Source organism: Nonomuraea sp. KM88, assembly GCF_052245635.1.
Classification (GTDB): Bacteria; Actinomycetota; Actinomycetes; order Streptosporangiales; family Streptosporangiaceae; genus Nonomuraea.
Genome location: NZ_JBQQCC010000036.1, coordinates 35806 through 48373 on the forward strand (window position 1 = coordinate 35806; position 12568 = coordinate 48373).

The 12568-nt window shown below is 71.9% G+C and carries 12 protein-coding genes and 1 pseudogene; 5 read left to right on the plus strand and 8 right to left on the minus strand.

The genetic code is table 11. The features are described 5' to 3' along the window. Positions 1–2: 2 nt before the first annotated feature. Entirely contained in the window at positions 3–992 is a 990-nt protein-coding gene (locus ACTWPV_RS48370; protein WP_443157009.1) for a Gfo/Idh/MocA family protein, read from the minus strand. After that, the gene (locus ACTWPV_RS48375; RefSeq protein WP_443157010.1) at positions 989–2302 is read right to left on the minus strand and encodes an aspartate aminotransferase family protein; all 1314 of its coding nucleotides are present in this window, start codon (positions 2300–2302) and stop codon (positions 989–991) included. The genes ACTWPV_RS48370 and ACTWPV_RS48375 overlap by 4 nt, the downstream gene beginning before the upstream one ends. Positions 2303–2438: 136 nt before the next feature. Between ACTWPV_RS48375 and ACTWPV_RS48380 the strand changes: the two genes are divergently transcribed. Together ACTWPV_RS48380 and ACTWPV_RS48385 are read left to right on the plus strand one after the other, a co-directional pair. Further along, a complete protein-coding gene (locus tag ACTWPV_RS48380) occupies positions 2439–3305 on the plus strand; it encodes an inositol monophosphatase family protein (protein ID WP_347647667.1) in 867 nt (288 codons plus the stop codon). Continuing rightward, positions 3244–3912, plus strand: coding sequence for a LuxR C-terminal-related transcriptional regulator (locus tag ACTWPV_RS48385; protein ID WP_443157011.1), 669 nt, complete (start codon positions 3244–3246; stop codon positions 3910–3912). The genes ACTWPV_RS48380 and ACTWPV_RS48385 overlap by 62 nt, the downstream gene beginning before the upstream one ends. On the opposite strand, the gene mftF is transcribed toward ACTWPV_RS48385, so the two are convergent. The 5 genes from mftF to ACTWPV_RS48410 are packed head-to-tail and all read right to left on the minus strand — an operon-like array spanning position 3884 to position 9548. Then, positions 3884–5260, minus strand: a complete 1377-nt coding sequence (mftF, locus tag ACTWPV_RS48390) for a mycofactocin biosynthesis glycosyltransferase MftF (protein WP_443157012.1) — start codon at positions 5258–5260, stop codon at positions 3884–3886. The two genes, ACTWPV_RS48385 and mftF, sit on opposite strands and share 29 nt — an antisense overlap. After that, positions 5257–6612 (minus strand): condensation domain-containing protein, encoded by a 1356-nt coding sequence (locus ACTWPV_RS48395; RefSeq protein ID WP_443157013.1) that lies wholly within the window; start codon positions 6610–6612, stop codon positions 5257–5259. The genes mftF and ACTWPV_RS48395 overlap by 4 nt, the downstream gene beginning before the upstream one ends. After that, on the minus strand, positions 6609–7178 hold the full coding sequence (locus ACTWPV_RS48400) for a hypothetical protein (protein WP_443157014.1): 570 nt from the start codon (positions 7176–7178) through the stop codon (positions 6609–6611). Before ACTWPV_RS48400 ends, ACTWPV_RS48395 begins: the two co-directional genes overlap by 4 nt. Continuing rightward, complete coding sequence (locus tag ACTWPV_RS48405) at positions 7165–8211, minus strand: hypothetical protein (protein ID WP_443157015.1); 1047 nt, start codon at positions 8209–8211, stop codon at positions 7165–7167. Before ACTWPV_RS48405 ends, ACTWPV_RS48400 begins: the two co-directional genes overlap by 14 nt. Continuing rightward, positions 8208–9548 carry an MATE family efflux transporter gene (locus ACTWPV_RS48410; RefSeq protein ID WP_443157016.1) on the minus strand — a complete coding sequence of 447 codons (1341 nt, stop codon included), beginning with the start codon at positions 9546–9548 and terminating at the stop codon, positions 8208–8210. The genes ACTWPV_RS48405 and ACTWPV_RS48410 overlap by 4 nt, the downstream gene beginning before the upstream one ends. A gap of 141 nt (positions 9549–9689) precedes the next feature. Here ACTWPV_RS48410 and ACTWPV_RS48415 point away from each other — a divergent pair, with 141 nt between their 5' ends. The 3 genes from ACTWPV_RS48415 to ACTWPV_RS48425 all read left to right on the plus strand — a co-directional run bounded on the left by ACTWPV_RS48415 (position 9690) and on the right by ACTWPV_RS48425 (position 12385). Next, entirely contained in the window at positions 9690–10847 is a 1158-nt protein-coding gene (locus tag ACTWPV_RS48415) for a Gfo/Idh/MocA family protein (protein WP_443157017.1), read from the plus strand. Then, entirely contained in the window at positions 10844–11782 is a 939-nt protein-coding gene (locus ACTWPV_RS48420; RefSeq protein ID WP_347647659.1) for a Gfo/Idh/MocA family protein, read from the plus strand. Before ACTWPV_RS48415 ends, ACTWPV_RS48420 begins: the two co-directional genes overlap by 4 nt. Before the next feature lie 309 nt (positions 11783–12091). Continuing rightward, positions 12092–12385, plus strand: a complete 294-nt coding sequence (locus ACTWPV_RS48425; protein ID WP_347647658.1) for a helix-turn-helix domain-containing protein — start codon at positions 12092–12094, stop codon at positions 12383–12385. Positions 12386–12428: 43 nt separating this feature from the next. On the opposite strand, the pseudogene ACTWPV_RS48430 reads toward ACTWPV_RS48425, so the two are convergent. After that, positions 12429–12568: pseudogene (locus ACTWPV_RS48430) on the minus strand (inositol-3-phosphate synthase); the annotation flags it as partial.

Genomic DNA, 12568 nt, shown 5'->3' on the forward strand with positions numbered 1-12568 from the left:
GGTCAGCCCTGCCGGAGCTGGACGGGCTGGCCGTCCCGCCGGGCCGACGTGTACGCCGCCTCGATGACCTCGGCGGTCGAGACGACGTCGTGGAGGGGCTCCGCCCACGACGCGGGTCGCGCCAGCCGGTCGGTGAAGTCGGCGAAGAGGTCAGCGAACCATTCCTCGTGGGTGGAGCTCCGCGTGGGCGACTCCAGCGATCGTTCCTCGTCACCGCCGGGCCCGGTCAGCACGGCGGTGCCGTCCGTGATGGTCACCGAGGAGGCGGGGCCCGCCAGGGTGTAGAGGTTCGTACGCCGGTCGCCGACCCAGCTCAGCTCGATGTCGGCGATGCCCGAGGGGAAGTGCAGCCGCACCTCGATGGCCTCGTCGAGGCCTTCGCTCTGCCAGCGGGCCACGGCGGAGACCTTGGCTGGTCGTTCCCCGAAGAGGCGGGCGGCCATGTAGACGCAGTGCGAGCCGTGGTCCAGCAGGATGCCGCCGCCGGCGATCTCCGGGTCACGCCGCCAGTCAGGCCGGTAGGAGTCGTTGCCCCTGGCGTGGGTCTGCCGCTCGATGCGGAAGCACAACGTCCGCGGTGTCCCGGCGCCGGCCGCGCACTCCTCCAGCAGCCGCATCATCGGCGAGAACAGGTAGTTGTGCGCCGGGTAGAGCAGCCGTCCGGCCAGCCTCGACGCTTCGGTCAGGTCGAGCGCGTCGGCCGCGCGGAAGGCGACGGGCTTCTCGCAGATCACGTGGCTGCCGGATCCCAGCGCGGCCAGGGCCAGGCCGCGGTGGTGACCGGGCGGGGCACACACGTCCACGACGTCGGGCGCGTGTTCGGCGCTCAGCTCGGAGAGCTCGGCGTACGCGCGGATGCCGGCCTGCCTGGCCGTCTCCTGCCTGGCCGGCGACGGGTCGACGACGGCGACCAGGTCCACGCCCGCCAGGCGGCGGTAGGCCGACAGCCGGGCCGCGCCGGCGACGCCGAAGCCCGCGATCGCCACCTTCATCGGGTCCCTCCTGCCAGAGTCGCGCGGATCACGCCGGCGGCTTCGCGGGCGAGGTCGTCGTCGACGTTGAGCGGCGGGTAGAGCCGTAACGTGTTGCCGCCCGTCATGACCAGGACGCCCGCCTCCAGCAGGGCGCGGAACGTCTCGCGTAACACCTGGCCGGACACGGGTTCCTTGGTGGCTTTGTCGGCCACCAGCTCGATGCCGATGGCCAGGCCCAGCCCGCGTACGTCTCCCACCAGCGGCGCCTCGTCGGCCAGCGGGCGCAGCAGTTCCAGCAGCTCGGCCCCGAGCTTGCGCGCGTGTTCCGCGAGGTCCTCCTCGACGAGCACGTCCGTGGTGGCGGCCACCGCCCGGCAGGCCATGGGGAACGCGCCGAAGCTGGAGGAGCTGGCGCTCGGGTCGGAGAAGGGCGCGGCGGACATGTGGTCGGAGGTGGAGATCACCCCGGTGACCGGGTACCCCCCGCCCATTCCCTTACCCACTGTCACGATGTCCGGGGTGACGTCCTCGTGCCGGTAGGCCATCGGCGCTCCCGTACGGCCGAAGCCGGTCATCATCTCGTCGGCGATGAGCAGGGCGTCGAACTCCTCGGCCACCTCCTTGAGCGCCGCGAGGTAGCCGTCGGGCGGGACGACGTTGCCCGACCGGCCCTGCACGGGCTCGACGACGATGGCGGCGAGCGCCCCCGTCGATTCGCGTTTGATGACGTCCCGCGCCAGGTCCACGCACGCGAATCCGCAGGAGGGGCTCTTCAGCTTCAGCGGGCAGCGGTAGCAGTTGGCGTAGGGTGCGCTGAAGTTTCCCGCGGGCAGCGGGCCCAGCCCGGCCCTGGCTCCTGACGTGAGCGCCAGGCTGCCCATCGTCTTGCCGTGGAAGCCGCCCCAGAAGGACAGGAACTCGTGTTTCCCGGTGACCGACTTGGCCAGTCGCAGGGCCGCTTCCACGGCTTCGGTGCCGCCGCTGTAGAGCTGGATGCGGTCGAGGGGCGCGCTGAGCACGCGGCTCAGGGCGTTCACCATGTCGAGTCGGGCGGGCGAGCCGAACGCGCCCGCGGGGGTGCCGCTGAGCTGGGCGGCCAGCGCCGCGACGTATCGGGGGTGGGAGTGTCCGATCGAGTTGACGCCGCCGGCGCCCTGAAAGTCCACGATCTCGTGCCCGTCGGCGTCCGTGAGCATGGCGCCTTCCGCATGCTCGACGCAGAGCTTCGACCACAACATCACGGCTTGCAGACCGGGCCCGATGACCCGCTGCTCCGCGGCCCAGTGAGCGTCCGACCTGCTGCGCTCGGACGTCAGTCCCATTGCCATTTTTCAGGCCCTTCCAGGTGTGTGTGCTCCAGCGTGCCGACCGGTCCGGACGGGACATAAGCGGCGATCGGCCGGGCGAGAGGGCATACCCGAACGAGCCGGTGCCACGGGCCCCTCACCCGCCTAGGGTGAGGAGATGGATCACGTCGGGCTGGTCGCCCTCGCCGCCGCGGCCGCCGTCGAAGCCGGCTCGCTCCTCGTCACCCGTTACGGCCCCGGCGTCGAGACCCGGGCCAAGAGCGGCCGGCATGACGTGGTGACGGAGGCGGACGGGCAGGCCGAGTCGCTGATCCGCTCCATGTTGTCGGCGTCCTGCCCCGACAGCGTGATCGTCGGTGAGGAGACGGGCTCGAGCGGAGCGGGCGAGGTCGAGTGGTACGTCGATCCCATCGACGGCACGCACAACTTCGCGCGCGGTCTCGGGCTGTACGCGGTGTCGATCGGGGTGTCGGTGCGCGGCGAGCCGGTGGGCGGAGCCGTCTACGAGCCGACGCGCGGCGAGTTGTTCACCGCGGCCGGCGGCGTTCTCCGCATCGACGGCCGTCCGGCGCCCCCGCGCGTCGTGGAGCCTGATCCGCTGCCCGTCGTCCTGACCGACATCCCGACGCCGGGCGTCCGGGACCCCGCGGAGGCCCGGTTGCACGCGGAGCTGGTGGAGACGGCGGACGTGCGCAGGATCGGGTCCTCGGCGCTGGCGCTCGCCTACGTGGCCGCGGGCCGGGCCGACCTGGCCGTGAACGCGGACGTGTTCGTCTGGGACGTGGCCGCCGGGCGGTCACTGGTCAGGGCGGCGGGAGGGGGTTTCGCGGGAGTGCCCGGGGAGCCGGGAACGGGGCGCCGGTCCGGTTTCGTGGCCTGGGGTCCGCTCTTCGCCGCGCACGGGAGGCGCCTGTCGGACCGCCTCGCGGAATTCGCGGAGCTCGCTGTCCGGAACTCGTCAAATGCCTGGCCCTGCCCAACAACGACCGTATTTGATGCGAGTCATGACGCCGACCTTTCCTGAAGGCACAGATACCGCACCGATCAACGTCGCGATTCTCGTCGGCAGCGAGCTGCTTCATCGAGGTCTGGAGACCGTTCTGCGGCAGGTCCCCATGGTGAACCTCACGGTCGACGGCGACGCCTGTGATGTCCTGATCACCACGGAAGCGCTGCCCGGCACGCGCGAAAACGACGTCAAGACCATTCTCCTGCTCGACGAGGCCCAGGTGACCCGCCCCGAGTTCACCCTCTCCTCGCAGTTCGACGGTTACCTCATCCAGGAGGAGATCACGGCGAATCATCTGCGCGACGCCCTGCACCGGGTGGTCGCGGGCGAGCTCGCCATTCCCGACCGGCTGGCGCGGGAGTTGCTCACGCGCGCGTCAGGCCCGCCGTCCGCGGCGGACGCGCCACAGCGCCGTCCGCCGGTCAGCCTCACCGCACGGGAAAGCGTGACGCTGTCCCTGCTCGCCGACGGCCTCAGCAACAGGCAGATCGCGCGTCGCCTGTCGATCTCGGAGCACGGCGCGAAAAGGCTGGTGGCCAGCGTGCTGCTGAAGCTGGACTCGCCCAACAGGACCGCGGCGGTCGTCACGGCGATCAAGGCCCGCCTGATCGAGTACGCCTGAGACGCGGCAACAGCGGCCGGAACATCCGCTCGCGCACCATCCCCTTCCACACCCCGACCGCGCCCACGACGTCGTCCAGCACGTGCGCGGCGACGTATCTGACCGGGTCGAGCGGCGGGCGGCGCTCCACCCACTCGGCCAGCGCGGGCAGCACCAGCGCGGCGACGAGCGGGAGGCGCAGCCGGGGGACGGCGATCGCGGCGGGCAGCGCCAGCGGCCACCACACCTGCGCCACCGACGTTCCGGCCAGGCGGCCCGCCGTCAGCGTGTCGGCGGCGGCCAGCGCGGCCGCCCGCGCCGGCTCGCCGGGCAGTTCCCTGGCCAGGCCGGCCGCGTGGGCGGCCACGCAGGCGGCCGCCAGGCCCGCGCGGGCCGTCCGGCCGGGGGCGCACACCGCGGCGGCCCAGGCCAGGACGCCCCACGCGGACGCGTCGAGCGCCGGGACGGCGCCGGGGTGCCTGTGCTCCAGCGCCGCCACCGAGGTGCCGTACTCGACGCGGCGGGCCAGCCAGTTGCCCGGCCGGACCCTGTGACGGTGAGCGACCTCCGCGCCGGGCTCGTAGCGGACCTGCCACCCCGAACCGACCAGCCGCCAGACGAAGTCGACGTCCTCCCCCAGCGGGAGCCGCTCGTCGAAACCGGTGCCCGCCGCCGACCGCCGGACCACGAGCGCCGCCGTCGGCACGTACGGCACCGGGCCGTCGGGCCTCACCACCGCGGCGGTGTCACCCATGTCGAGCGCGGAACGGGCGGCCTCGTAACGCGACAACCAGCCGCGTTCCACTCCGTACGACACGATCCGCGGGGCGACCGCCGCCACCTCCCGGTCGGCGAAGTGCGGCAGCAGCCGGTCCAGCCAGCCGGGTTCCAGGACGCAGTCGGAGTCCACGAACGCCACGTAGGGCGTGGTCACAGCGGCCAGCCCGGTGTTCCTGGCGGCGGCCGGGCCGCCTTGCGTGTCCCGGCGCACGTAGGTGGCCCCGGCATCTGAGACGACCTTCGACACGGCCTCGTCGTCCGGAGAACCGTCGTCCACCACGATCACCGCGAGCCCGCGCAGCCCGGCCAGGCACGCGGCCAGCTCCCGCGCGCGCCCGTGCACGGGGACGACGACGGTCACCTCCGCCTCCGCCGGTCCCCCCGCTCCCGGCTCCGGCCGCAGCAGCCCCGCCTCCACCAGCAGGCGGGCGAGTGCGCGATGCGGGCCGGACACCGGCCGCCCGGCCCGCCAGCGGGCGACCTCGCCGGCCTGGGCCCGATCGAGGTGCATCACCCGGCGGGGATGGCCGCCCACCAGGATGCGTCCCTGCCCCAGGACCCGCGTGCCGGGGTCCAGCCGCGGGATCACGCGTACTCTCCGAGCCGAGCCACCTGCACGTCGTGGGAGAGCTGGTCGACCAGCAGCCGTTCGACGCCCCACAGGTACCGTTCGATGGCGTCGGGAGGCATGTACGTGGTGTCGGCGCACAGCGACAGCAGGACCGCGCCGGGATGCCCGGGCATGTCTCCCACCTGCACGAAAACGGTGATGCCGTCCTCGTCGGTGCTGTCCGCCCAGCCGAGCTCGGAGGCGGCCGGGGCGCCGGGGCGGATCACCGGCGCGGAGGGCGTCCTGTAGTCGTTGAAGAAGGAGCGCAGCTCCGGATGCCCGCCCCTCTCCTCGCCGAGTTCGGCGATGATGTCCCAGGCCTTGTCCGGATCGAACCTGCCGTGGCGGTAGGCGCGGATCGACGATTTCCAGGTCGCCCGGAGCACGTCGGAGAACGCCGGGCCGGCCACCTTGAGCAGCGCCGGGACGTCCTGCGTGAGGGTGCCCACGGCATGCCGCAACTCGGCCGGGATGCGGTTGCCCGCCACGAGCAGCAGGCCCACCTCGTCACGGCCGGTGACCGTGCCGAGCATCGCGGCCGCGGCGGCCAGGGCCACGGTCGAGCTGCCGACCCGGTGACGGGCGGCCAGCGTGTCCAGCGCGGCGGCGGCCACGTACGAGCTCAGGCCCGCCTGCCGGTAGCGGGGCGTCTGAGCGGGCCCGGCCGGCCGCGAGAAGTTGGCGCGCGGGAAGGCGCTCAGCGTGGAGCGGACGTTGGCCAGCGCGGCCGACTCCATCCGCCGCCCGGAGGCGGACTGCTCCGCGGCCGCCACATCGAGCGGCTGGGCGGCCGGCACGGGCTCGGGCAGCGGGCCTCCCTCCGCCCGGCTGCCGAGCATGCGCTCCAGCTCCGCGGCGAGCAGCCGGATGCTCTGCAGATCCGTCGCCATGTGGGTGGCGCACACGACGACCGCGTACGGCACGCCGTCGCGCGCCGCCACGGCCGCGCGGAAGGGCGCGTCGGCGGCGTGGTCGAAATCCTCTTCACGCAGCCGCTCCGCCAGCGCGTCCACCTCGTCCTGGCCTGTTCCCCGCTCGTCCAGGACGCCGACCAGGATCTCGCCGGAGGCGAGCACCCGCTGCGTGAGCCCGCCCTCGTCGGTGAAGACCGTGCGGAGGGACTCGTGCCGCCCGACCAGCTCGGCCGTCAACTCCAGCACGTCGTCCAGGCCGATGCCCTCGGCGACGGTCAGCGGGCAGGCGACGTTGTACGGCGTGCCGTCCGGCATCTGGCGCAGGTCACGCCAGACCTGCCGCTGGCCCCACGTGGCGGGCCCCGTTTCCGCGCGGTTCCCGGTGAAGGGGACCTTGTGCCAGGTCACGTCTTTCATATGCTTTCCTCGGTCATGGTCGTCAGCCGGACTTCCAGATACATGGCGTTGAGCCGCGTCTCGGATTCCGGCGCGTGCGGGCCGGTGAACATCGGCCGGAGGTCGCCGTCTCGCGACCTGGTCGCGGCGGGCAACGTCGCCTCGCCGTCGTCGCCCGCGGCGCCGCGCCCGTCCGCGAGGGCGTCCGCCCAGGTCTCGCTCCGGTCGACGGCCCGCAGGTCCTGAAGGCCCAGCCGCGCCACGGCCCGCGTCCGGTACGCGAGCGGCCCTGTCCCCTGCTCGATCGCGACGGCCATGGGCAACACCGCCCGCGGGGTCAGCCATTCGCAACCGAGCACGGCGAGCGTGGGCAGCTCGCTCTCCTCGCCGCTCACGCTCCAGTGGTCGAACGGCGGATCGGCGCCCGCGGCACCGCAGACCGGGCACGGCACCACCCGCATCACCACGTCGGGAGCGGGCGGGCGGATGACACCCGGTGGCTGGTCGGGGGCGATGAGGCGGTTCAGCCGCGCCTCCCTGCGGGCCATCCGCTCCGCCACAGCCCGCAGGTCCTCAGCCGGCGACATCGGCGGTCCTCCTGACCGAGAAGCCTTCCAGGCACGCCTCCGTCAGCGCGGCGCGCTCTTCACGACCGAGCCGCGACCGGTCGGCGGGCCGCAGGCCGGACTCGACCCACGTGGCCAGGGCCGGCCGGAGCCAGTTCGCGGGGCCGAACGCGGGCGTGTCCGCGCCGAGCAGGTATCCCGCCGCCCAGACCTCGGCCCGCACGCCCTGCCCAGGGACCGCGCCCGGATCCATGCCGACGAGCGGCGCCCAGTCGTGCCAGTACCAGCCGTACTCGTGTCCGGCCGGCTCCTCCGTGTGCGGGCGGGTGAAGCGGAGGTAGCAGCGCGAGCCGCGGAGCTCGACCACGTGCTCCCAGGGATCCGCCCGCTCGAACCTGGCCGCCAGCGCGGCGTCCTGTGCCGGATCGCGCGCCCAGTGAGCCGCCGGCGGCGGGGTCCGGCCGGCGAACACGGTCGCGTGATACAGGTCCTCGTGCGCGGTGAGGGATTCGACCTTCCCCTTCTCCACGAGGTGCGGGATGGTGGCCAGCATCGGCGAGCGCCGCTCGCGGCAGAACCGGGCGATCATCTCGTCGTCGTCGATCACCTCGTCGGGAATCGGCGCGAGATAGCGGGCCAGCGCGCGGGCCTGGTCGGCGGGCATCATGAGGGCGACGGCGGGCGCCCAGTCGGTGCGGGAGAGCGGGGCCCACGCGGCGCCCGCCGCCGCGGCCCGGCGTACGAGATAGGAGTTCTGCGGGCTGTTCCAGTCGGAGTAGAGGGCCACCACGTGCCGCGGCCTGGCCGCGACGGCGGCCATGACCTGCGCGGCGAAACCGTCGCAGAGCAGCGCGTCGTCCTGGATGACCAGGTGATGGGTGGCGCCCTCGGCCACGGCGGCCCACGCGCGTTTGGCCGTGCGCAGCGGGCTGCGGATGCCCGACGGGTCCGGATCGGTCACCACCCGGGCCACCAGCGGCAGGCAGGCTCTGACCAGGGCGTCCACCAGGTGGGCGCGGGCCGGATGATGCATGATGGCGACGCTGACCTTCATCGTTCCCCCTCGGGGAAGCGGCGGCGGACGAATCCACGCGTGAGCAGGGGCGCGACCAGCACGCCCACGGTGTTCAGGGCGGCGAGCGTCCAGTAGAAGCCCTGGACGCCGACCTCCCGCGCGAGCAGCGCTCCCACGACGACGCCTCCCAGGAAATACGGGATGTTCAGCAGGAGCGCGAGGACCCCGCCACCGATCTGCTCGACGACCACGATGGCGGTGACCGTGATCCCCATGCACCCGTACGTGAGCCCGACGATGCCGAGGAAGAGCTCGGTCTGCGCGGCGACGTCGGGCGTCCCGGCGACCAGCGAGGCCAGCGGAGCGCGAGGCAGCCACACCGCGAGGGCCAGCACCGCGTAGGTCAGCCACGCCAGCCCCATGCCCGCCTTCATGACCGGCAGCACCAGATCGGGCCGGCCGGCTCCGCGCAACCGGTTGATCGTGATCGCCGTCGCGGAGCCGATGGCGGTGGACGGGACCAGGATGAGCGTCTCCAGGGCCACGGCTACCGAGAACCCTGAGACGACGTCGGGACCGAACGGCGCCACCACCCACATCAGGCCGAAGTTGCTCGCCGCGATCACCAGGAACGAGATCGTGATAGGCCCGCCGGCGCCGGCCAGGTGGCCGATCGCCTCCGGCCGCCAGCCGAACGTCCCCCTCGATCGCCATACGTCGGTCCTGGCCAGCGCGACGACGGCGTAGGAGAGCGCGGCGACGGCTCCGGTCGCCATGGCGATCGGCAGCGCGTACATGCCGAGGCCGGTGCCGAACCCGAGGACGGCCACCGTGGCGATCTCCGCACCGGCGCCCAGCAGGACCACACCTGCCGCGCTGCGCGCGTGGCCGTAGCCCCTGAGGCTGGACGAGCACAAGGACACCGGCAACCACAACAGGTTGGCACAGCAGATCCAGCGCACGAAGGACACGAAGTTCGCCGTGGAACCGGGCGGCACGTCGAGCAGCGAGGCGATCCAGGGTGCGCCCGCGATGACGGCGAGAGCGACGACCCCCCACACCGCGCCGCCCGCGACGGCCATGCTCGCCGCCGAGGGCAGCACGTCCTGGGGTCGTCCCCGGCCGCGGCTCAACGCGGCGGCGACCTGGTTGCTGATGTCCAGGCCCATCTGCAAGGCGATGAAGAGGAAGGCGAGCGGCATGTAGAGCGACCTGAGGTAGAGCGCCTCCTCGTCCACGCGGCCCATGATGGCCAGGATGATGAGCGGCGTGACGACACCCACGATCTCGCCGTACAGGATCGGAAAAGCCAGGCGGGCGATCTCCAGGCGGCCCGCCCACGGCACGGACTCAGGTGGACGAACGACCTGCGCCACGATTTCCCCTTCCGGGTGAATGCAAAACACGCTGCATTTCGGCAACCATAGCCATGGCGGAGAAGGGCGACCAGCTGACTGAACGGCTATGCCCGTTCAGGGTCCTATTACCGTAATAGGGAACGGGTTAAGGTGCTGGGCATGCAGGAACCAGTGGGCATCGCGATAGTGGGATGTGGATATGTCGCCGACTACTATGCGACCACTCTCCCCAACCACCCGCAGCTCAGAGCCGTCGGCGTCTATGACAGAGATCCGGAGCGGGCCGCGGATTTCAGCCGCCACCACGGCATTCCTGTTTTCGCGTCCATGGCCGATCTGCTGGCCGACGAATCCGTCCGCATCGTGGTCAACCTCACCAATCCGCGAAGCCATGCGGACGTGACCAGGTCTGCTCTCGATGCGGGCCGGCACGTTTATTCGGAAAAGCCTCTCGCCCTTTCTCTCGCCGAGGCCCGCGAGCTCGTGGAACTGGCCGAGTCCCGCGGCCTGACCCTCGGCGCCGGCCCGTGCACCCTGCTCGGGGAGACGGCGCAGACCTTGTGGCGTGCGCTGCGCGACGGCGTCGTGGGGCGCCCCAGGCTGGTCTACGCCGAACTCGACGACGGGGCCATCCATCAGATGCCGTACTGGACCTGGGTCAGCGAGTCCGGCGCGCCGTGGCCCTACCTGGACGAGTTCCGCGTGGGTCCGGCCCTGGAACACGCGGCGTACTACCTGAACTGGCTGACCGCCTTCTTCGGCCCGGTCACGGAGGTCACGTCGTTCTCGGCGCTGGTGGTCCCCGGCAAGGTGCCCGGCATGACCGGCTGTGACTTCGCGCCCGACTTCACGACCGCGACCCTGCGCTTCGCCTCGGGTGTGATCGCCAGGCTGACCTGCTCCACGCTGGCCCCCGAGGACCGCGCGCTGCGGATCATCGGCGACGACGGCGTGCTGAGCGTCACCGAGTGCTGGGACTACGGTGCCGGTGTCACCCTGCGGGCGGTGGTGCCCGCCGAGCGGCGGGAGACGTGCGATCACTATCTCGAGCCGCCGGTCACCTTCCCCTTGGTCCGGCCGGCCGACTACCCCCACCGCTACCGGGAGCCCGGCGAGGACATGCACGACATGGACTTCGCGCGGGGGGTGGCCGAAGTGGCCGACGCCGTCATCGAGCGCCGCAGGGCCCGCGTGTCAGCCCGCCAGGCCCTGCACGTGCTGGAGATCATCCTCGCCATGACGGAGTGCGGCACGACGAAGATCGAGTCCACGTTCGAGCCCGTGACACCCATGCCTTGGGCGGGGCTTCCGGCATGACGGCGCTCGGCTGGGGAGTGCTGGGGGCGGCCCGCATCGCTCGCTCGGACTTCCTGCCGGCGGTGGCGGCCTCCTCCGTGGCGCGCCTCGCCGCCGTCGGCGCCCGCGATCTCGGCAGGGCCGCGGAGATGGTCGAAGGCCATCCCGGCGCCCGGGCGTACGGCTCCTATGACGAGGTCCTGTCCGACCCGGCCGTCGACGCGATCTACGTGGCGTTGCCCAACTCCCTGCACGCCGAGTGGACCGTGCGCGCGCTGGAGGCCGGCAAGCATGTGCTCTGCGAGAAGCCGATGGCCAGATCGTCGGCCGAGGTGAAGGAGATCGCCGCCGCCGCTGCCGGTCGGGGCCGTCGGGTGGTGATGGAGGGGTTCATGTACCGCTTCCACCCCCAGTACGACGCTCCCGCCTTCACGACGCTCCTCGCCGAAATCGGCGAGATCACCACCGCGCACGCGCACTTCTCCGTTCCGCTCGGAGAGCCGGACGACTTCCGCCTCTCCGCCGAGCTGGGCGGGGGAGCGTTCTGGGACCTCGGTTGCTACTGCGTTCACGCTCTGATGTGGCTGCTCGGTGACGTGGCGGAGGCCCACGGCACGTTCACCGGCCGTCCGGACGTCGCGGGTTCCGCGTCGCTGCGCTTCGCGTCAGGCGCGACGGGCACGGCGTCCTGGGGGTTCACCGGCACGTTCGCCGAACGGCTCCTGCTGGTGGGCACCGCCGGTGTCCTCGATCTGGAGCTGCCCTTCCTGGCGTCCGGAGCGGGCTCCATCCGCCTCGCGACCGCTCACGGCGACCGGACGTGGACCCCCGCGGCGGCCAACCAGTTCCGGACCCAGGTGGAGCACTTCACCGCGGTGGTCAGGGGAGCCGCGGACCTTCGCATCCCCCTCTCGGAGACCCTGCGCTGGGTGACCGTCGCGGAGAACCTGCGCTAGGGAGACGGCCTTCCGCCCGGGCCTGCCGCGCGGACCCGGAGCACGGCCCCGCGCGATCGCGGCGACGCGTGCCGTCGGACCGGAGTCGGGCCTCCTGAGCGGTCGCGTTACCGCATACCCGCTTTATACCAGGGGCCGCTAGAAAGATACCTGCGTTATACCGAGGGCTGTTAGAAAGCATTTACTCCAGGTGTTGCGCCCCGTGCGCCCGGGCGATCCAGCGGCGAAGGCCAGTAAGTCCAGCCAGCGACGTGAGCCGTCCGTATGTTGCGGCCCAGCTGTTCGAGGTCTGCATTCGAGAGGAGACACGTGTACGCATTGGTTGAATGGCTCAACGCCTGCATGCGTGGTGGACTGATCAGCAGGAAACAGCAGGAGGTCATCCTGCTGCTCGCCGCCGGATGGACCGACGAGGCCGTCGGCAACAAGCTGGACATCTCCTCGCGCACTGTCCAGCGGCACGTATCCCGCACCATGACCCTCGTGGGCGCGCGAAGCCGCCTCGAGCTCGGCGTTCTGCTGTCCAGCCGCGCGCAGTCATGGGCGATCCGCAGGGCCCGGACGAACCGGCAGTCATTCGCTCTTGAACCGGTGACCGGCTGAGGGGACATACCGGTGCCGCCCGGGTTCCGGGCGGCAGTGACGATCAGCGTTCGACCTCTCCGCGGATGAATTTCTCGACGTAGTCGCGGGCCTGGTCGTCGGAGTACTGCTCGGGTGGTGACTTCATGAAGTAGGAGGACGCTGACAGGATGGGGCCGGCGATGCCGCGGTCGAGGGCGATCT